Source organism: Paenibacillus sp. J22P90 (genome assembly GCF_059692195.1).
This window is the reverse complement of the sequence record NZ_JCAUAY010000004.1, coordinates 80,070-99,688: the sequence shown is the minus strand read 5'-3', so window position 1 is coordinate 99,688 and position 19,619 is coordinate 80,070. Positions and strand designations below refer to the sequence as shown.

Genomic DNA, 19,619 nt, shown 5'->3' with positions numbered 1-19,619 from the left:
TGTTCAACCAAAGGGGCGTGTGTTAGTTGGAAGAAGAAACCAGATTAAAAGTAAATAAGGATTGGTCAGAACGATTCGATTGTGATATTTCATCAATGACTATTCCGAACGTTATTGTTCGTGAACACTCCAAGGCTTTGAAAGGATATAATGGTATTTATTGCTTTTTTAATGGAACGACATGCATTATATCGTCTCCCACTAAGTATACCTCATCAATAAAAAGGGCCATCAGTGGTAGACATCCAATGGAAACTTTTGATGCGAATTTTATTGTACAGTCTATTGATATAGGTAAATACAAGGTTATTGGTCCTGCATTTCAGGGATATATTGATAGGACTTCATTTCTTGAAATATCTTCCCCTGAAGTTGAAGAACTTGTAACTTCAAATCAACGATCTCTACTTAATGATTTACGTAAATCTTGCTCTGAAACAGAGTGGGAGCATAGCTCCATAGAAATCAATCGGCAACCAATCCTAGCAATCATATCTGATGAAAGAATTGTAGCAGCTGGTTCTTGGATAATAGAGGAATCTGGTTTTCTTAGTATAGGTATTTTAAGTCACCCAGATTATCGAGGTAAAGGACACGCGAAAGCTGTTGTGAGTGCTTTAACTAGGAAAGGGTTAGAAGGTGGTTTCATAATGCATTATCAAACTTTAATGTCGAATAGTTCGTCAGTAGCTATTGCTAAATCGCTGGGATTTGATAAATTAGCATGTACTTTGGCTATAAGGATTCTTGAGTGATTCTTAAATTGGTTTTAGTCGTGATTATATTAATTGGTTAGTTATACTAGTACTAATGGAGAACGTTAGTTGAATAACCAGAGAGCAGATCGCCGCGGCCGGCAGCTGCTCTCTTTTCATTGTATTGACGGGCAGGATATCGTGGAAATAAGTGGAATTTTATATGGAAGGGGGTGTAGGTTCGGGAGAACCCTCAGGTGACGCGGATTCCCGTCTCGTTCGTGCTTTTTTCCGAGCCGGACGGATCGGAGGAGGATGTGCTTCTGAAAGAGGGCGCTGCTGGACAATTACCTGGAATGCGGTCAGCAGGAGGTCTTCCGTCAGGTGGTCGCCGAAATTTTCGATTGAAAAAATTATGCAACTACTTAAATAATGAATGAAAGAAGGTATAGAAGGTGATACCGCCGATTGATTTTGTTCAAGAATTTAAAAGCATTTATAATAGTATTCATTAATCTGGGAGCAACGCATTTTACTAACGTAGGGGCAAATTTGTGAAGGGCATCAAAAGTTTCTGGTTTCAACAATCAGGACATGTTCGGAGCTTTTTCTAATTCCTGTTATAATGAAAGCTAGTATCAATGAAGGCTTGCAGTATTTTTCCATGAATAACGAATAGATTTAGATAGGATGGGGACATGGTTTACAAAAAATGGTTTAGTTATGCAGGGTTAGTAATCGTCGCCGCTATTTGGGGTGCGAACTTCGGGGTATCCCGATATGCGATGGAAACGTTCGATCCAATCTTGTTCACATTTCTGCGCTTCGGCCTGTCGGTGCCCATCTTTTTCCTATTGCTTAGATTGAAGGAGGGAAACGTAGGCATTCCTTTAAAGACAGGAGTGCAACTGGCGCTGATCGGTCTAATTGGGATAACGGTTTTGGAGATTGGCGTTATGTATTCAATTAAATACACAACGCTAGCTAATTCTTCGCTACTTAATGTTGCACCGTGGCCGATTTTTGCGGCTTTGTTCGCCCCATTGTTCATGCGTGAAGCGATATCATTACGGCTTGTTGTAGGCGGCGTCGCCGCAATTATCGGTGTCTGCCTCATCATTCTCGGAGGTAATGAAGGGTTCAACCTCGGTTCGGACAATATGATCGGTAATATGCTGGCGTTCGGAGTCAGCATAGTGGGGGCGCTGTTTAACGTTGTCTGCATGCCTTTGATGAAGCGGTATTCTGCCCTGCGTGTGAGCACTTGGTTTATCCTGTTCGGCAGTTTGTTTATGTTCCCATTTACAATTGGCTCTTGGGGCGAGGTTTCCTGGGGAGATCTTGGAACAGTTAGCTATATTGCCATCCTTTATAACGTACTGATCAGCACCGTGTTAGCGTTCATCGTATGGAATGCATGCATGTTCAAGATCGGGGTGACACGAGCGAATTTCTTTCGATACGTCGTACCAGCATCTGCTGTGATTACGGGTTATTTCTGGTTCGGCGAGGGAATTTCAGGCTCGCAACTGTTTGGCGCCTTGTTCATGGCTACAGGTTTGGTGTGGATTAGCTTTGAGAAGCGGAAACCTGCAGTGAAAGCCAATACGACTGGACCGAAAATTACTTAATGAGTGCGAACCAGTATCAATTGGTGAAGTGAGATGGGATCAGCAACTGCAGATCCCGTTTTCTGTGTGATCTAGTACATTACTTTTCCATGGGTACTATAGATAGTTAAATATGGCCGATCCAAGGAGCTAAGACAGGAATGAAAAAGATCCTTATTATTGGAATTGTTGCTAGTGGTAAGACGACATTGGCTAAACGCTTGTCTAAGGAAATCAGTGTTTCCTATTACGAACTTGACTCCATAGTACACCATAAAACACCTTCGGGAAGATATAAACGTTCTGCGGAAGAACAAATCGAAGTTATAAATGAAATCGATAAAAACGGAGCATGGATATTTGAAGGAACAGATAGAGACTCCTATCAGATATTGTATCAAATGGCAGATACAATCATATTTCTTGATACTCCATTATGGAAGCGAAGGATCAGAATCCTAACACGATTTCTTAAGCAAAAACTTGGTTTTGAAAAGTGCCACTATAAGCCAGATATTATGATGTTGAAGATGATGTACAAATGGACTAGGGATTTCGAACAAAATAGAGTCAGTTTTGAAGCAAAGTTGAGAATACACAATGAGAAAGTGATCAGGTTAAGAAATAATAACTATCTGGATTTGACTAAAAGAATAATAAGCTAAAAGATAACGATAGTTCCGCGATGGCAGCGGGCCAAAGTGATCGACCGCCGTTTCCATACTAACTGGCAGTTTACTTCAATCTGCAAGTTTTATTTCGAACAATTTGATAAATGATCGGGAGTGACTAATGAACATACGTCTGTTGAATGACTGTGATGCCCAAGTGTATAGAGAAGTAAGATTGCGTGCATTAAAAAATGACCCCGATGCATTTGGATCAACGTATGAGCAAGAAAAAACTAAACCACGAACAGTATTTCGATGAAGACTTGATGATTTTAAGATTGCGACTTTTAACCTAAAGGTGAACTATAAGTGCAAAACAAGGGACAGATCGCCGCAGCCGGCAGCTGTCCCTTGTTTCATTGAAGTATCGGACAGATTAGCGTGGTGAACTTAAAACTATTTCCACTTATTTCCGTCTATAATTAAGTAGTCAATCAATAATCATAAGGGGGCATCACTTGCCTAAGTTAATTGGTGCAGCAGCAGTTATTTTGGATTCTGAGGGTAGAGTATTATTGGTAAAACATAGCTATGGCAAAAATAATTGGGATCTGCCTGGAGGAAAAGCTGAGGAGAATGAGTCAGCGGAGGAAACTGCAAAAAGAGAAGTTCACGAAGAAGTAGGGCTAGAAGTTGGTATTGGGCAATTAACTGGTATTTACTACGATCCGAACTATGACATGCATCATTTTGTTTTCATTGCGAATAACGATACTAATCAAATACCTCTCCCAAGCTCGCCTGAAATTTTAGAATGCAGATTCTTCTCAAGAAATGAACTTCCTAAACCGATTAGTGATTTCACTTGTAAGCGTATTGAGGATGTATTAAATCATGAAAGACAGCATCTTTTCCATACTGTGGGACCAAGACAGTGGATTGAATAGTGAACTACCGGCTAACGCTAGTTGAGTGGCATAAGTAACAGGAGATGGAGCTTTTGGTTAGGAATATCGCTAAAGCAATTATTGAATACGATAATAAGCTACTGTTTATTAAGAAAAATCTTGATAATGTAGGTGTTTATTATACATTACCCGGCGGCGGGCAAGAATCTGGCGAGACAATTGAAGATACAATTCTACGGGAACAGAAGACAAGATCACACATTTACAGAATGATGTTGCACAGATTGGATTTGAATGGATTGATATATCAACAGTAATTGAGTCTTTACAGCAAGACGAAGTAACGAATGATTTTACGTTTCCGCAGACTCTTCGAGATTTTTTAATTGAATATTACATAACCCGTAGAATAAAACCATATTCAAAATTTATTTTTTAAATCGCACTGTATTCAACTACCGGGTAACTATAGTGGAGGAGACTGTATCGCGGCAGCTCCTCTTTTTTCATTCAAGTAAAGGGTAGGATAGTTCCAATACGTAGAAACATATAATTGGTAATGCATAATGGATTCTGGTCAAAACAAAAGACTGCAAAGGGAGGAGGATTACTTGCCGAAGCATGGTTTATATGTAAGTCCATTCTAAGAGACGAGGTGAATAGACCATGACTGATTATACGAAAAGTAACCGCGTGCATTGGAACGCCCGTACCGCAGTCAACGCAGCCAGAAACGATATCAATGGGTTCAAAGCAGGCAAATCCACTCTGAATCCGATTGAACTCCAGGAACTGAACGATGTAGCGGGTAAGTCGATGCTGCACCTCCAATGCCATTTTGGTTTGGATACGCTCTCCTGGGCTCGTCTTGGTGCTCACGTTACCGGGGTAGATTTCTCCGAGGATGCAATCGCGCTCGCAGAGCGTTTAACTCAAGAAACAGGTTTAGACGCGCGTTTTATATGCACGGATATATATAAGTTGCCTCAGGTACTCGAAGATAAATTCGATATTATCTATACGACAGGGGGTGTCTTGTTTTGGCTCTCCGATCTGGGTCAGTGGGCGAAGATCATCGCGCATTTTCTCAAACCAGGTGGCATCTTGTACCTGCAGGAGGAGCATCCTTTTCTCAATGTCTTTGATGATGGTGCTGATATGACGGATTTGAAGACACGCTATCCTTACTTTCATACAAAGGAACCAATTCAGATCGAAGGTCTACTGCCTTATTCTGATCCAGCAGCCAATCAGCGAAGTGTTGAATATGTCTGGAGCTTCAGTTTCAGCGATATTCTGAATGCTCTGATTGCTGCTGGTTTGCAATTGGACTATCTCCATGAATTCTCCCATGGCGGCAACCAACGTTTCTCGTTCATGGCGAAGGGCGTGGATGGATGGTGGCGATGGAGCGACCCCGCCAACCATATTCCACTTACGTTCTCGTTGCAGGCCACAAAGAGATGATGAAAACATCAAAGTGCGTCCTCCTATCCCCTTTGGTGTGATCAAGCAGCAATCAAACCAAATGAAAAAGCTTTCATTTACGGAAGTTTCGTGTTGCTTTTCTTTCTCACTCACATTTCATTGTTAAGTGCGAATATGAGGACATTTCAGGGTCATGGAAGCGAATCAGTTCTATTAGTCCATAATAAGTTGGAAGTGATATCTTCAACTTCTTATTGTGTTAACTGAGAACGAAAACAAGCGATGAACCGAGATCTATCGCTTGTTTTTCGTTTCTATTCGCTCAGCTCAACGATCCTGGCAGTTTAATGGAGCAACGCTAGTTCATAGGAATGAAGTGTTCACTTCATACAACAAAAATTGACACCCCTTTGACCATCAACGCTCACATGAACATAAAAAAGCACCATCGAATGATGATGTTTTTAACCTGCACCAAATTTAGTCAAAAGCATTTTATACCATATATTATATTGAGGTAATTCTTTTAACTGTGGATTTTTTTCAACAAGGGATTGAAGAAAAGTTCTAATGCTTTCAATACATCCAATAACGAAGTCCTCATGGTTAATAACGTTAAAAGGAGATAAAGGTATTTCTTTGGAAGAAGTAACTTTTTCCCCATCATACCAAATGGGGGGTTCATCCCACTCCCCACGAAGTGCAATAATAACGTTTTCTCCTTTATCGTCAAGAACACAAACAATCGTTTTGTTGATTTGACCCGTGTGTTCCTCAATAATTGCCATTTGTTCTTCCTTCAAAAAAGAAAGAGCTTTTGCAATAGCTTCAATCATGGGGATTAAAGGAGTTGATAATACTTTGTAAGTGTAATTCCTAAAGAATGATTTCCCATCAATTAAAATATCTAATCTGCCCCAATAGGAATAATCAACATCGCCTTCTGTAAAATAGTCTACAATGTTACACTCTGATTCTGGTAAAAATACAAGTTCAAAATTCAACATATCTGACCTCAAGACCTATACAAGATTTTATATTTTTACCATCATAACCACTATTATGCATACTGGAATTATAAATTAACCAGGGATAAGGTTCCCCGTAATGTATCTAAACACAAGGCCACTCTTGACATGAACAGTATTTCGATTAAAACACAAATTACCCGCAAGAGAAGCACTTTTTCAAGTGTCCATCATACGGGTATCTTAATCTGCAATTATTAACTAGAAACTTTTTAGGTAAGTGCTTATTTTACAATGTTTAGTCGTTTTCTTTATAGACAATACCTATGAATACTATTGGACCATTTACAAAAGCAACATTATCGCTCGATAAAACAGGGTCTACTTGTGCGGTGAGAATGTATTTCGGGTCATCATTTTTTGTTTTATCTACATGGAAAAAACTTGTAGTCTGGGCTCTCTTTTCACCATCATCAACACCGATACCATCCTTAGTATTATAAATTTCGTCACCAGTGATATCCTTTCTCCGAATTCTCCATATTACTACAACATCATCATTAGGTTCACTACTCCAACCAATTGTTGCTTTTAATTCCACACGGTCATCCGAATCAACATCTTTTAATTTAATGTCTGCTAATATTACTTCTGAAGTTTTGGATAAAGTGAAAACCGGTGTTGCCTGAAATCTTTCAACTGGCTCATCATGTTTAAAAAATTTTACTAGTCCTGACATTGATTTCTCCCCCTCCTTTTCCTGTATACTAAATAATATGCTTGATTCTACTAAATTGCATGGACGAATCATAGAAGGCAATAATTGATTCCTATAGTTCAACATTCACGAAACTGCCCGTTCGCAGCTGAGAATATAAAAATATGCTATTCGCCAAATTAACTGTCAATCACGATAAATGACAGGTCAGATCATTAAGCTAAAGGAAAACTTTAGCATAATAAATAGAAAGCAGTTCGCCACGGCCGGCAGCTGCTCCCTGCGTTATTGAAGTATTGATATCGTTTCAAAATGTAGGTATACGATTAAAAAATAACATATCTTCGATATCTTCCACTAGACAAGCAATAAATGAAATTCTGAGCAGTACACAACCTCACCTAGACGGAGGCATATGCGAAGCCGATTAATTCGACTGGGGGGAGTTTCAGGGGCAACCCGATCATTGGGCGGCAATGTAACTGTAAGGGATGGGGAACTAATCGTCTGACGAATAAGAGCGCGGACTTTTGCTACATTCTTCGAAAAGATCGCGCTCGTTAATTTTTCGGCATAATTGCTATCCTGGGCGATTCTTCTGTATAACGGAATTAATGTTTTGGCCAATGCTCGAACATGGGCAGGGCGTAACGCAGAACGTCCGATTACGAGAGTGAAGGCATTGCAGAAATTCGTCAAGAATGCAGCGCCTACGCAAGCAGAGAAATTCCCCGGTGTTCCTGCCGATAATCGAAACAATTTATTATCGCTAAATGAAAACGGACCAAGGGTATTCTCTAATAAATCAAGCAACTGTTCCTCCTTTCCAAGCTTCAGTACACGAGTTAATGCGAGTGCGAAGCGGGGATTCGCAACAATGCGATTCAATAGAGTGCTCATCAGCTTTACAGTTGCAACTAAGTTTTTCCTATATAAATCCATGTTAATTTCTTGTGAAGGCTTTACACGGGCTAGGATTTTTGTTCTATGGGTGGAACTGGTATTGTTTATTCGTCTTCCGATGCGGAATATGTTCTTCCTGGTATCATACTGTACGATATAAGTCGCGTTGTTTCTTAGTTTAAATAATCTCTGGTTGGACTCCGTTAATTTGAAAGCCGGTTGGGGATCGTCTTCAAATGCTTCTAAAGTGACGGAGAGGTTGCGTCGAATCCGTGTTCCACGTTTTACGATTATTTTTTGGTCTAATTTTAGAAATCCGAAAACATCATCCGTAAAACCAATTTCATTCGGAGATACAAAGGTGTTGTTCGTGAATTGATCTATTGTTCTTATGAGCATTCCAAAACCTCCATATATGAAATTACTTCAAATTATGTACGGATTACTTGGATTGCTACTACTAATGCACAGTTGCTACTTTAGGAATATGAGGGGGGATTTACAAATTTATACATACCTTTCGTTTGATTAAGAAACCTTCAAATACTAGATTTGCTATAGTTATTGGCATATTACTTTGGATTGCCGTCAGTTCCCTTTATGGCGAGCCGTACGTAGGCACTGAATGGTATTGTCGTCTCATTAAAAGGCAATGTTATATCATAATGAATAACCCACAGCCCAGATTACGCTAACGTGGAACTTTAGTTGAATGGAGAAGGCAGCCGTCTAATTGAACGGCTGCCTTTATTCAAATATCGGGCAGGATTCCTCAGTAAAGGCAAAAAAAAAATCCCCCTTTTTAAAGGAGGACTTTGCTTATTAAAGAGAAGCAAACAAAATGACAACTTGATTATATCAACGTGAGACCGCGCTAATCAACTGCCAATATACGGAAAATGATTTTTGATCCTATCCGTGTTAGAATGAAGCCATTCATTGTTTAGTAAAGGAGGGGATGATCCCCGTGAATCACTTAAAATTTCTCGAAGACATGGAAGTCGATCCTTTTGAATATAATCCGATCGATGAACTGTTTAATAAATATGTTAATAATCGTTTTGCTGGAGATATTGAGGAACGGAGTTTTATGGAGGCTTTGATCGCTGTTCAGTCTGAAATGCTGAAAAAGTATGCGAAGGAAGAAGAAAAGGTCAAATGGCTGTTTAAGATGTTGGGCGATAAGAATTTAAAGCTTAAACTCGAAAAGGAATATGCTAAACAGTTACCTAAGAAAATACGGAGTATGCACTAGACAAGAGCTTTTTGCGTTGACAGATTATCTCTTAGGAGATTAACTAGATAAAATGTGTTAATAAAGATAGCGAACATTCCTTAGGGAATACGCTTTGAACGGTAATAAAAGATTCGCCCGTGCGGGTGGTTCTTTTTATTGAGCGATCCGAGACAGCCATTTCGATAGACTAAACTTGCTCAGTGATAATATACATCAAGTATACTGTGGCGGTTTAACTGTCGGACGAGGAGCGTTCACTATGAATGTGGCTGAGCTTAAGCGATTTATCATTTCAATCGAGATTAAAGCATTAGAGAAAGCATTAGTTGATGGAGAGGGTGAGAGTCAAATCGCCGATTTGATCCGAGACAGGATCGAAAACCTCAAGCGAGAAGGAGCGTGGATTACTCAGTTTGACGATGGGTTGCCGACCTCTCGATTCATATCGTCTGACCTCGTCATTCGGAGCGCGGTCACGGGCGACGTCGACACAATACGTGACGTCTATCGCCGAGCTTCACTAACAAACAAAGATGATCACCAGCTAGTCGCCGCTCATCCCGAGTGGCTCGTGTGGGATGTCGCGATGCTGCCATTCGCGAATGTTGCTGTTGTTGACGGGCGGGTCGTCGGCTTCGCATCAGCGCGTCCGGTCGACGACTTCCTCGAACTCGAGGATCTGTTCACTGATCCTGACTATAAGAGACAAGGCGTTGCCAGTTCGCTAATCGCTGACATTGCACGTCGTGATTTGCGAATAGAGGTGTCCACTAAACACGCGAAGGCGTTTTATGAATCGGTAGGGTTTGTCGTCATCGGCGTCGCCAACTCAAACGGCGGACCCCTGCTACGGATGCGCCTCGATGTTAGACGTAATCGGACTTGACGAGCATTTGATATAAACTATATAAAACAGCCATCTGGAGTATACACAAACAAAAACCCGAGGGAAAGCATCCTCGGGTTTTTTGCCATTTGGTACGAATGTTGTTAAAAGACGCACATATTATCATAGCTATCCTGGAGATGGCGATATCATCCAATTCGATCAAAATGCATGATAACTCGGTTATTGATTTTCCTTATATTCAATTGTTAGCCCTTCAACATGTCGTTTGCTCATCTTCTTACGCTTCTTTCGAGTGTCTTTCGATTCGAAAACGATGTCCATATCGTAGTCTCCTTCTGGGTATAACTTACTGCGCTCGATATATAGAGACAATCTCTTGCGGTTGATGCGAACTTTCTCCTTCTGGATTTGCACAGTAATGTTTCCACGATGATCCGGCTCGCTGCAAACAATACCTGTACGGCGCAGCGAGTGCACCCAAACGCAGTCGCCAATAGCAAAATTAGGCATTGGCGCACGCTCCCTTTTTACGTTCAACGGGACTTTTACAGGCGTTTCTCCTGTAACCGTCGAAGCGATTATAGGCGCTTCGGGTGACCGTTGCGTCGCCTCGTATGTGATCTGCTTCGATCTCTCGATCAGCGCAAGCGGCATACCGAGCTTTTGCGCGATATAGAAGGCATAGGAGGAGCCCGCTTGACCAATCGTCAACTTGTATAGGGGCTCAAGCGTTTCCGCGTCGAATTCCATACGCGCATTCTCGAAGCCGGGCGCAGCGTCGGCAAATTTCTTAATCTCGTTAAAATGCGTCGTCGCCATAACCGTTGCCCCACGGCGGTACAGTTCCTCAAGCACTGCGATCGATAGGCCGATTCCTTCGCCAGGGTCGGTTCCTGAAGCAAGCTCGTCGAGAAGGACCAGTGACGATGGTCCAGCCTCCTTGAGGATGCCAATCACGTTTTTGACATGCGAAGAGAATGTGCTGAGCGAATTTTCAAGACTTTGTCCGTCTCCGATATCGACCATAACGGATCTATACACAGCAAATTCGCTTCCTTCTCCTACCGGAACGAGCAAACCCGACTGCACCATAAGTGTCAGTAGACCGACGGTTTTCAGTGAAACGGTTTTGCCTCCCGTATTGGGTCCTGTAATAACAAGCGCGCGAAAATCGTCGCCGATGCGGATATCAAGCGGCACGGAATGCCCGCCGAGCAGCGGATGACGTCCGTTGAGCACGGAGATCCGACCGCAATCGTTTAGTTTGACCGTTCGTCCGTTGATTGTTTTCGCGTATTTAGCCTTTGCGAACATAAAGTCGTAATGTCCAATCGTCTCCAAATTTATTGAAATGCCATATTTATTTTCCTCAACCAGATCCGTAAGATCACTGAGTATCTTTGTTTCCTCCGTGGTCTCCTCGGCCTGTAGGTGCATAAGTTCAACATACAAGTCAGCGATATCAACCGGCTCAATAAATACAGTCTGACCGCTTGCCGACTCATCTAGCACGGCACCGCCAACTTGTTTGCGGTACTCCTTCTTCACGGACAATACGTACCGGCCTCCTCTCGTCGAGATGACGCTTTCCTGCAAATAGCTGCGGTATTTGGACAATGCCGTGTCGAGTTTTTTACGGATTCGGTCGTCTAGTATGTTCATCTTTTTACGGACACGCGACAAGGCAGCGCTCGCCTCGTTATCGATTTGACCGTTGCGGATACAGCGCCGGATCTCGGCCAGCAGTTCGCGCAGGTCATAAAGGGATAGCGCGTATGAGGTGATTCGCGGGGTGACGGATTCCTTCTTTTTCATAAAGCTCTTAAGTTGCTGTGTACTTTCGATGAATCTGGCGAAGTGCATAAAGTCCTGCGGCGTAAAAATAAATCCTTTCCCGAACGTGCCTATAAGCGGTTCAATTCCTTCTAGGGACGGGATAGGCACACTAGCACCGTAGGCAATGACACTAACCGCTTCTTCGGTCTCTTGAAGTAGTGTTGCGACCATGGCCATCTCGATTTTTGGTTCCATGTTCTCAATATGGGCGCGGCCCAAATAACTCATGGCAAAGTCGGCTAGACGCTGTTTAATGCGATTGTATTCCAAATTTTGATAAATGGACTTGTTCAAATAAATGCCTCCTTTTGGGTACAAAAAAAGGGACTGGAAACAACAATCGTTTCCAGTCCCTTAGGGAGAAACTGATGTTCTTAACAGCATCAATTTGCAACCTGCCAGTAGAGCACGACAAAACAAACCTGTTCAATTGAACGGTTTACTCGCGTACGCCAAACAAAACAGATTGCAGTATGAAATTGCTAGTTAAGAACGACCTCAGACATTAAAATCTCTCCTTTAAATTACTCTACTGCTAGTATACCCTTATCATATGCGAGTGCAGTCTGGAAATCCTGGGAGAAAATAACTTAAATCAAACTTTCCATGAGATAAAACGTTATCGAGGTTTTCAATAGGAGGTTTACGTAATTCAGGAGAGAATATTAATAATACAAATAATGGATATTCGGATCGCGTAGCGTATGCAAAACAGTTAAAATGCTAAAACGAAGACCATTATTACGCGGCTGCCGTCTTAGCACTACTTCAATGGAAGCGTTGCAACTCGGATATGAAGAAGCAAAAAAGCATATACAAGAAGAACCATTGCTTATTCATATGACAAGCACAGATAGCAGTCTTGTTCCTCAGGAGATGACTGGATATGACAAAGATGGACGTACCATGTGGAAGGCTATAGAGCTTAAAGATTAATGGCGCTTGTCCAAATACCCAACTTTTTGTAATAGTGTGAGACTGGACGAATATAAGAACTGCTGATCAAAGGAGGTTTTTATTGAATATGGATCAAAAAAGAAATTTACTTTACGGAATATTTGCTGGTGTAATTCTTCTATTATTAAATAATCCGATTGCCTTTCATACTATACAAAAACTTTTTGATAGCATGCCAATCGCTTATATTACAGTTAGAGGCATCCTCTATATTTTATCTTTTATTGGTATTTTAACGGTGGCTTTTTGCTCAATAGAATTGATAATAGAAGTATATAAATTCAGAAAGCAAAGATGAGTTTTATAGATCCGCCTCCCTAAAGGGAGTATCGATTCTTCTAAGTTAAAATCAACAAAAAAAGGAATTATCAATTTTCTCTAAGGAAGGAAGATCATACTGGAATCTTTGCAGGATTTGCAACGAATGAAGGCATTGATTTACAAATACGGATTACGAATATCGAATGATCCATGGGAGGCTGAAGATTTAACGCAAGATACGTTGTTGAAGGTTCACCGTATCCTAGATGCGAATCCTCTAAAGCCGATTTCGAAAGCATACTTATTCCGGGCTGTAAGCAATGCTTGGAAGGATAAATGGAAGCGTAATAAAGGCCATATGTGGATGCTAGAAAATTCTGTGCCCGAAGTGGCTATTAACGATGAGGGACTGACGACGAGAGAGCTGTTGGAAGTACTAGCACATCGGCTATCCCCTAGATCTATGGTAATTCTGTTATTCAGGGATGTGTTTGATTTCACAGCAAAAGAGACAGCAATCTTTCTTTCCTCTACCGAAGAGGCTGTACAAGTTGCTCTTAGTCGTGCACGATTCAGGCTGAGAAAAATCGCCTTACAATCGAGGGTGAGCGAGGTCCGTTCGAGATCGAATGATTCATCAGAGCAGTGGGGACCTCTTGATTTCGATGAATTGGTTAATGCATTTCGTAGACGAGATCCGAGGGCGATTTGCCGTGTATATGTAGGACTCGCAAAGCGAAGGGTACGTATAAGCAGCCTACTATGGGTGGATGGCAAACTTGTTTTCTATATTGATGATCCAGATGGAAACAGATTTATGGTGACGGAATAATTTTTTTCCACGGAGGATGTTTGGTTTTTATAAAGAATGTCGTTTATTTCGTGTAGAAAATATTCATATATTGGAGGATGCAAAATGGGAGTGCAAACATTAGGGTCAGTATTTGTACGTGTGACTTCTCTAGAGAATTCGATTCCATTCTATTCCGCTCTTGGGTTGAGATGCCGTGGAATCGAGAATTGGGATCCAGGTCGTGGAGCAACGTTTTTCTTCAGCCAGGATAACGGCGGATGGCCGCTATTGACTTTAGTTGAATCGGAGCAAGTTCAAGTTTTGGATTATCATAGTTACAATCTGAAGGCATCAAATGTAAGGGAAATGTATAGAGACTTGGATCTGAGCGGGTACAAGTTAAAGCCGATCGAAGAGTGGACCTCGCCATGGAATCATCATATTATGTTTGATGTCTGCGATCCCGATGGTCACATTATTAATATTATTGAAGTCATACCAATTGAAAACAAAGCATTATAGCTTTGATGACCATTTTCAGTCAAAGTCATTTTTCAACGAACTGACAGTTTAGTTGAAGATAGGATATACTATAATTCGATCGTATTAAAGGAGGAGCATACAATGGAGAAGGTAATCCCTTTCTTAATGTTTCAAGATGGCAAGGCAGAAGAAGCGATGAACTTTTATACTTCACTCGTTGAGGAGTCAGAAATTACAAGAATTGTTCGGTATGGTTCTAATGAAGCCGGAGTAGAAGGAACGGTAATGCAGGCTACTTTCACATTAAAAGGGCAGGAGTTTATGTGTATTGATAGTTATGTTAAACATGCATTCTCCTTTACACCTTCGTACTCAATATATGTTGTTTGTAATACGGAAGAAGAAATTGATGAGCTTTATGGGAAACTTATAGATGGTGGACAAGCTCTAATGCCATTAGGTAATTATGGATTCAGTGAAAAGTTTGGTTGGTTGAACGACCGCTTCGGAGTCTCGTGGCAAATCAATTATCTAAATAAATACTAGTATTACATGTATCTGGAATTTCCTTAACAGCCAATCTAAATGATTGGCTGTTTTTGTTCAAGTCCCTTACTGCGATAGAGGAAATTCATACCCTAATGCGAAATATAGATAGATCACATGCATAGAAGCATTCTTATCATGCGAGGGGGATAAATGAAGTTGACGGAAGCTAATAAGCGCCATATGGAACTTGTGAACAAAGCAACTCAAGCGGTAGATCAAGCCGCCGAGTTGGTCGTTGATGACTTTAGACTTGGCTATCATGTTATGCCACCGGCAGGTTGGATGAATGATCCCAACGGGCTTATTTATTGGAACGACGAGTACCACGTGTTTTATCAGCATTACCCCTACGAGCCCAAATGGGGACCGATGCACTGGGGGCATGCTAAAAGCAAGGATTTGGTGAATTGGGAGCACCTTCCCATCGCATTAGCACCATCCGAAGCGTATGATAGCGGTAACACGGGCGGTATTGGCTGCTGGTCGGGGAGTGCAGCTGATCATAATGGCGTACTAACGTTAGTGTACACCGGGCATGTTGATGGACGAACACCCGTGGAGGTTCAGTGTATTGCATCAAGCAAAGATGGGATTACGTTTACAAAATCAGAGGCTAATCCTGTCATTGCGTGTTCACATGAGGAGGGAGGTTCTGGCTTCCGGGATCCGAAAGTGTGGCAGCATGAGGGTCAGTGGTACATGGTGATCGGTTACGGTAGGGATGGTTTAGGCAAAACAGTCATATACACTTCATCGGACCTTCTGTCATGGCGCTATCTCGGGATTGCGGCGGAGAGCGATGGGACGATGGGGGATATGTGGGAGTGTCCTGATTTATTTCCACTCGGTAGACGGGATGAGCATGTACTCATCATTTCGCCAATGAATATGGGGGCAACTAAGACGTTGTATCTCACGGGCAAGCTATGCTACGGAACGGGGAAATTCAATCATTATTATGCTGAGCGATTGGATTACGGATTCGATTTCTATGCACCGCAAACGTTGGTGGACGGTAACGGACGGCGCATCCTCATCGGCTGGATGAACATTTGGGGTGCCCAAATGCCCGAGCAAGCTCATGGTTGGATGGGGGCGTTCACGCTTCCTCGCGAGCTGACACTTGCGGATGATGGCACACTTCGGATGCAGCCTGTCAAGGAATTAGGTAAGTTGCGCAAGCAACATCACCGGGTGGATGGACGCAAAATCGAACAAGGCGAAGTTACCCAGTTAGATGTAAAAGGCACTCAGCTTGAGCTTGTTGCTGAATTTAACGTATCGCAATCGGAGGGCGTGTTCGGACTTCAACTTCGATGCTCAGAGGATGGTACCGAGTATACGGAAGTGTCTTTCACGGTAGCAGATCTGACTCTTCGTGTAGATCGTACGCATTCAGGTCAAGGTGAGTCGACCATGAGTGAAGTGCGAATTCATCCTTTGGAAGACGGCTGCATCAAGTTGCATATTTTTATCGATCGATCTTCCATTGAATTATTCGCGAATAATGGAATGAAAACGGTCACGAACCGCATCTATCCGAAAAAGGATAGCCTTGGTGTTAAGCTTTTTGCTAGAGATGGTGGAGCTTTCATGGAAGGGCTAGATGTGTGGGAATTATAGATCAGAAATGGGTTATGTCTTTCGAATACTTATGTAAACGTTATCAAAAGAAAGAGTGATTGGATGAAAGCTCGTATCATATCCGTTGGCCTATCCATTGTAATGGTGTTAACTGCGTGTCAATCACAGAATGTAACCAAAGTTCCCCGCAGCCAGCCGGACGTACAAACACTTTCATGGGTCCACCATTTTGATGAGGAGGGGGCTCGGAAATGGCTAGATATAGGGACGCAGCTATTCAGTAAGCAAAATCCTTCTTATTCATTCGCGCTTACCGGAGTGGATGGGGGCAACTATCTGCGTTTGCTGCGTACTTGGGCAATTTCGGACAATATGCCGGATATGTATATGATCGATAATTTGGACACAGCGATGGATTTTATTCGCTCTGGCTATGCAATGGATTTAAGTAATCAGCCGATTCTAGCTCACATTGACGAACGTTACCTAAGCGGCGTGAAGTCAGCCGATGGTCGTGTATGGGCGCTGCCAATTGATGTGAACGGTGTTGGTGTGATTTACAATAAAGACGCATTTGCCAAAGCGAATATTAAAGAGCCGCCGAAAACATGGAAACAATTCATCGAAGCTTGTGAAGCTCTGCAAAATGTGGGGATTACCCCGATCGCAGCAGGTTATAAGGATGCATGGACGATTAGCTGGGATCTCGCGGCAGATATGTTGGCGAATCAATATGCTTCTAATCCAACTTGGATTGCGGATATTGAAGCAGGTAAAACCTCCTTTAAGGACAATCAAATCCAGTTCAAAGAGATTTTGCAGCGATTCGGTGAGCGTCTGAAATACGTCAATAAAAAACCATTCGAAACAGACTGGAATCAGGCGCAAATGCTGCTTGCCGAAGGGAAAGCAGGCATGATCATTAACGGCACTTGGACAGTGGATGGAGTGAAATCCAAAAATCCAGCGAGTAATTTGGGCTTATTCGCATTTCCTTATTCGACAGATCCGCAAAAGGCTTTATTCGGTTTGAAATCCACAGGCGGCATTGTCGTGAATCCTAAATCGCCTCATAAAGATGCAGCTATAAAAACGTTGGAGCTCTTTGCAACGCAACAAATGGGCAACGTTTTTCAGACAAATAAGAAAGCGCTTTCCGTCATCAAAGGTTTACCTAAAGATTTTGACCCAACCTATATCGAATTAGATTCAAGCTATATACAAACCGGTAAAACGTTCGATTGGTCCAGTCTCTATATTGATTTTGTGAACCAAGATCTGCAGAAGGTGTTTCTTAACGCAATTACGAAATTCATCATAGACCCCACTCATAATATGGACACTTGTATTCAAGAGCTGGATCAAGCGTTTAATCAAAATCGTCGACCCTCCAAATGAGGTTGGGTAAGGAGCAACGATGAATGAGAGCTTTTCAACCGTTATCAAATCGTTTCAAGGATTTTCGAATTCGTACGAAGTTTTTCCTTTCTAATATGATTCTCATTCTGTTCATCTCTACAACCGTTGGTGGGGTAGCGATTTATGCTTCAACCAAGTTTATTGAAGCGAATACGAAGGATCTCTCTATGCAAGTTATCCATCAAGTGTCGGACAATATTGAGAACAAAGCGAAGGAAGCTTTCACCTCCTCTGTCTATGTGCTCAGTGATACGAATATTCGGCATATTGTGGCTGAACAAGGGGAAGAGGTAACGAGTGAGAGCTATCCGGCCTTCCGGAGTCGAATGGAATTTCTGCTTGCGCAATATGGCAATGGTAATCCTTATCTGAATGCCATCATGATCCAAACGAACACAGGACAATTGTATTGGTGGGAAAATAAGAAAGGGTTGGATCATACACTGAATCATGATGCCGTTTCGACCATGACATTGAAAGCGGAGTCATATCTTCAGGCACAAAATCTTAGCACAGGTTGGACACCTTCCTTTCGTGAGCGAAATGAAGTGTTTCTGATCAGAGATTTTGTTGATGTAAACCACATTGATCGCAGCCTAGGAACCATTATTTATAGTCTAGATTCGAGCTTTTTTCTTTCGCTAGGCAGTGGGAGTTCCATTATTAAACAGAGCAATGTCGCCATTCTCAACCCAGTAAACGAATTGCTTGTAGGTGGAGGAAGTCCTGAAACGGACAAACTCATACGCAACAGTATAACAAATATACTGAGTGAACAGGATGCAGCCATGGCTACGGTGGAATTCGCAGGCACGGATAGCCATTTATTCGTCCAAGAGCGAACACCGACCTTGGGATGGCGTGTGCTTTGTTTTATTCCAATGTCTGTTTTACTCTCGGGTACGCAAATATTAGTTTTTGTCATTATTTTGGTTTCATTAGTTGCGGTACTCATCTCGACGGGAATTGCAGCCATTCTTTCCAACTCCGCTACGCGAAATATTAAGATTTTGGAGCAGACGATGCGACGCGTAGAAGATGGCAATTTTGATGTACGAATCGTTCCACTGGGAAAAGATGAAATCGGAAGTTTATCACTCCGTTTTAATTTCATGTTGGCTCGAATTAATGAGCTCATTAATATTGTCTACAAGGAGCAAATCGCGAAGCAGCAAGCGGAATTTACGGTGTTAAGAAGTCAAATTAATCCTCATTTTCTATATAACACTCTCGGCACGGTGAAATGGTATGCGCGCATGAACGAACAACCAGAGATTGAGCGCATGATCTCCTCCGTTATCGACTTATTGAAATCTTCAGTACGACGGGTTGGTGAATTTCATAGCTTAGACCAAGAGTTGACTCTGCTAAAGAATTATGTGTTTATCCAAAAAATTGGTTATGGAGAAGCTTTTCAAATGCATTTTGAGGTGGATACGTCATTACTGGCATGTGAAGTCCCTTATTTTATCTTACAGCCATTGGTCGAAAATGCGATCCTTCATGGCATCGAGATGTCGAAGGGGATAGGTGAAATCCGAATAACCGCGACGGTGGTTGAGCGAGATGTACTACTTACCGTAGAAGACAATGGGAAAGGGATGGATGCCGAACAGGTCGCGAATATCCTGCATGTTGGCTCTCAAAAAGAATCAGTTCCAGGTGTGACAGGTATCGGCATTCACAACGTTCATGAGCGAATACAGCTCTATTATGGGCCGCATTATGGTCTTAGCTATGAGAGTGCTTTAGGATTGGGTACCAAAGCCATTGTTCGTATTCCTTTTAAAATAAAACGTTAAGGGTGGG

At 42.0% G+C, this 19,619-nt stretch carries 21 protein-coding genes; 17 read left to right on the top strand and 4 right to left on the bottom strand.

Translation table 11 applies throughout. The features are described 5' to 3' along the window. Positions 1 to 26 precede the first annotated feature (26 nt). From AC58UX_RS14645 to AC58UX_RS14615, 7 genes are all read left to right on the top strand, one after another. Positions 27 to 755 (top strand): GNAT family N-acetyltransferase, encoded by a 729-nt coding sequence (locus tag AC58UX_RS14645; protein ID WP_497253848.1) that lies wholly within the window; start codon positions 27 to 29, stop codon positions 753 to 755. A gap of 197 nt (positions 756 to 952) precedes the next feature. After that, positions 953 to 1,135 (top strand): hypothetical protein, encoded by a 183-nt coding sequence (locus tag AC58UX_RS14640; protein ID WP_497253846.1) that lies wholly within the window; start codon positions 953 to 955, stop codon positions 1,133 to 1,135. A gap of 258 nt (positions 1,136 to 1,393) precedes the next feature. Next, positions 1,394 to 2,326 carry a DMT family transporter gene (locus AC58UX_RS14635; protein ID WP_497253844.1) on the top strand — a complete coding sequence of 311 codons (933 nt, stop codon included), beginning with the start codon at positions 1,394 to 1,396 and terminating at the stop codon, positions 2,324 to 2,326. A gap of 140 nt (positions 2,327 to 2,466) precedes the next feature. After that, a complete protein-coding gene (locus AC58UX_RS14630; RefSeq protein WP_497253842.1) occupies positions 2,467 to 2,970 on the top strand; it encodes a EutP/PduV family microcompartment system protein in 504 nt (167 codons plus the stop codon). Between the two features lie 464 nt (positions 2,971 to 3,434). Continuing rightward, entirely contained in the window at positions 3,435 to 3,863 is a 429-nt protein-coding gene (locus tag AC58UX_RS14625) for an NUDIX hydrolase (protein WP_497253840.1), read from the top strand. Positions 3,864 to 3,916: 53 nt separating this feature from the next. Next, positions 3,917 to 4,141: an NUDIX hydrolase gene (locus tag AC58UX_RS14620; RefSeq protein WP_497253838.1), complete on the top strand. Its 225-nt coding sequence runs from the start codon at positions 3,917 to 3,919 to the stop codon at positions 4,139 to 4,141. Positions 4,142 to 4,490: 349 nt separating this feature from the next. Next, complete coding sequence (locus AC58UX_RS14615; RefSeq protein ID WP_497253836.1) at positions 4,491 to 5,291, top strand: class I SAM-dependent methyltransferase; 801 nt, start codon at positions 4,491 to 4,493, stop codon at positions 5,289 to 5,291. Between the two features lie 425 nt (positions 5,292 to 5,716). On the opposite strand, the gene AC58UX_RS14610 is transcribed toward AC58UX_RS14615, so the two are convergent. The 3 genes from AC58UX_RS14610 to AC58UX_RS14600 form a co-directional block, all read right to left on the bottom strand. Continuing rightward, positions 5,717 to 6,259, bottom strand: coding sequence for a hypothetical protein (locus tag AC58UX_RS14610; RefSeq protein WP_497253834.1), 543 nt, complete (start codon positions 6,257 to 6,259; stop codon positions 5,717 to 5,719). A gap of 259 nt (positions 6,260 to 6,518) precedes the next feature. Continuing rightward, positions 6,519 to 6,959 carry a hypothetical protein gene (locus AC58UX_RS14605; protein WP_497253832.1) on the bottom strand — a complete coding sequence of 147 codons (441 nt, stop codon included), beginning with the start codon at positions 6,957 to 6,959 and terminating at the stop codon, positions 6,519 to 6,521. Positions 6,960 to 7,295: 336 nt separating this feature from the next. After that, positions 7,296 to 8,240 carry a hypothetical protein gene (locus AC58UX_RS14600; RefSeq protein WP_497253830.1) on the bottom strand — a complete coding sequence of 315 codons (945 nt, stop codon included), beginning with the start codon at positions 8,238 to 8,240 and terminating at the stop codon, positions 7,296 to 7,298. Between the two features lie 568 nt (positions 8,241 to 8,808). On the opposite strand from AC58UX_RS14600, the gene AC58UX_RS14595 reads away from it, so the two are divergent. Then, positions 8,809 to 9,096, top strand: a complete 288-nt coding sequence (locus tag AC58UX_RS14595) for a hypothetical protein (RefSeq protein WP_497253828.1) — start codon at positions 8,809 to 8,811, stop codon at positions 9,094 to 9,096. 175 nt (positions 9,097 to 9,271) lie between these two features. Further along, positions 9,272 to 9,964 carry a GNAT family N-acetyltransferase gene (locus tag AC58UX_RS14590; protein WP_497253826.1) on the top strand — a complete coding sequence of 231 codons (693 nt, stop codon included), beginning with the start codon at positions 9,272 to 9,274 and terminating at the stop codon, positions 9,962 to 9,964. A 183-nt stretch (positions 9,965 to 10,147) separates the two neighbouring features. Here AC58UX_RS14590 and AC58UX_RS14585 read toward each other — a convergent pair whose 3' ends face one another. Next, entirely contained in the window at positions 10,148 to 12,058 is a 1,911-nt protein-coding gene (locus AC58UX_RS14585) for an endonuclease MutS2 (RefSeq protein WP_497253824.1), read from the bottom strand. A gap of 477 nt (positions 12,059 to 12,535) precedes the next feature. Between AC58UX_RS14585 and AC58UX_RS14580 the strand changes: the two genes are divergently transcribed. The 8 genes from AC58UX_RS14580 to AC58UX_RS14545 all read left to right on the top strand — a co-directional run bounded on the left by AC58UX_RS14580 (position 12,536) and on the right by AC58UX_RS14545 (position 19,612). Then, on the top strand, positions 12,536 to 12,700 hold the full coding sequence (locus AC58UX_RS14580) for a hypothetical protein (RefSeq protein WP_497253822.1): 165 nt from the start codon (positions 12,536 to 12,538) through the stop codon (positions 12,698 to 12,700). Positions 12,701 to 12,788: 88 nt separating this feature from the next. Continuing rightward, positions 12,789 to 13,019, top strand: a complete 231-nt coding sequence (locus tag AC58UX_RS14575) for a hypothetical protein (protein ID WP_497253820.1) — start codon at positions 12,789 to 12,791, stop codon at positions 13,017 to 13,019. Positions 13,020 to 13,145: 126 nt separating this feature from the next. Further along, positions 13,146 to 13,814 carry an RNA polymerase sigma factor gene (locus tag AC58UX_RS14570; RefSeq protein WP_497253818.1) on the top strand — a complete coding sequence of 223 codons (669 nt, stop codon included), beginning with the start codon at positions 13,146 to 13,148 and terminating at the stop codon, positions 13,812 to 13,814. An 84-nt stretch (positions 13,815 to 13,898) separates the two neighbouring features. Then, positions 13,899 to 14,297, top strand: coding sequence for a VOC family protein (locus tag AC58UX_RS14565; RefSeq protein ID WP_497253816.1), 399 nt, complete (start codon positions 13,899 to 13,901; stop codon positions 14,295 to 14,297). 102 nt (positions 14,298 to 14,399) lie between these two features. After that, entirely contained in the window at positions 14,400 to 14,804 is a 405-nt protein-coding gene (locus tag AC58UX_RS14560) for a VOC family protein (protein ID WP_497253814.1), read from the top strand. Between the two features lie 153 nt (positions 14,805 to 14,957). Further along, entirely contained in the window at positions 14,958 to 16,430 is a 1,473-nt protein-coding gene (locus AC58UX_RS14555) for a glycoside hydrolase family 32 protein (protein ID WP_497253812.1), read from the top strand. Between the two features lie 63 nt (positions 16,431 to 16,493). Next, positions 16,494 to 17,789 (top strand): ABC transporter substrate-binding protein, encoded by a 1,296-nt coding sequence (locus tag AC58UX_RS14550; protein WP_497253810.1) that lies wholly within the window; start codon positions 16,494 to 16,496, stop codon positions 17,787 to 17,789. A 23-nt stretch (positions 17,790 to 17,812) separates the two neighbouring features. Then, positions 17,813 to 19,612, top strand: a complete 1,800-nt coding sequence (locus tag AC58UX_RS14545) for a sensor histidine kinase (RefSeq protein ID WP_497253808.1) — start codon at positions 17,813 to 17,815, stop codon at positions 19,610 to 19,612. The last annotated feature ends 7 nt before the right edge of the window (positions 19,613 to 19,619 follow it).

Excerpts from the sequence above, each read along its gene's own strand:
- AC58UX_RS14635 (WP_497253844.1), top strand. The coding sequence starts at position 1,394 with ATGGTTTACAAAAAATGGTTTAGTTATGCAGGGTTAGTAATCGTCGCC.
- AC58UX_RS14630 (WP_497253842.1), top strand. The coding sequence starts at position 2,467 with ATGAAAAAGATCCTTATTATTGGAATTGTTGCTAGTGGTAAGACGACA.
- AC58UX_RS14615 (WP_497253836.1), top strand. The coding sequence starts at position 4,491 with ATGACTGATTATACGAAAAGTAACCGCGTGCATTGGAACGCCCGTACC.
- AC58UX_RS14610 (WP_497253834.1), bottom strand. The coding sequence starts at position 6,259 with ATGTTGAATTTTGAACTTGTATTTTTACCAGAATCAGAGTGTAACATT.
- AC58UX_RS14605 (WP_497253832.1), bottom strand. The coding sequence starts at position 6,959 with ATGTCAGGACTAGTAAAATTTTTTAAACATGATGAGCCAGTTGAAAGA.
- AC58UX_RS14600 (WP_497253830.1), bottom strand. The coding sequence starts at position 8,240 with ATGCTCATAAGAACAATAGATCAATTCACGAACAACACCTTTGTATCT.
- AC58UX_RS14580 (WP_497253822.1), top strand. The coding sequence starts at position 12,536 with ATGGAAGCGTTGCAACTCGGATATGAAGAAGCAAAAAAGCATATACAA.
- AC58UX_RS14575 (WP_497253820.1), top strand. The coding sequence starts at position 12,789 with ATGGATCAAAAAAGAAATTTACTTTACGGAATATTTGCTGGTGTAATT.
- AC58UX_RS14570 (WP_497253818.1), top strand. The coding sequence starts at position 13,146 with ATGAAGGCATTGATTTACAAATACGGATTACGAATATCGAATGATCCA.
- AC58UX_RS14565 (WP_497253816.1), top strand. The coding sequence starts at position 13,899 with ATGGGAGTGCAAACATTAGGGTCAGTATTTGTACGTGTGACTTCTCTA.
- AC58UX_RS14560 (WP_497253814.1), top strand. The coding sequence starts at position 14,400 with ATGGAGAAGGTAATCCCTTTCTTAATGTTTCAAGATGGCAAGGCAGAA.
- AC58UX_RS14555 (WP_497253812.1), top strand. The coding sequence starts at position 14,958 with ATGAAGTTGACGGAAGCTAATAAGCGCCATATGGAACTTGTGAACAAA.
- AC58UX_RS14550 (WP_497253810.1), top strand. The coding sequence starts at position 16,494 with ATGAAAGCTCGTATCATATCCGTTGGCCTATCCATTGTAATGGTGTTA.
- AC58UX_RS14545 (WP_497253808.1), top strand. The coding sequence starts at position 17,813 with ATGAGAGCTTTTCAACCGTTATCAAATCGTTTCAAGGATTTTCGAATT.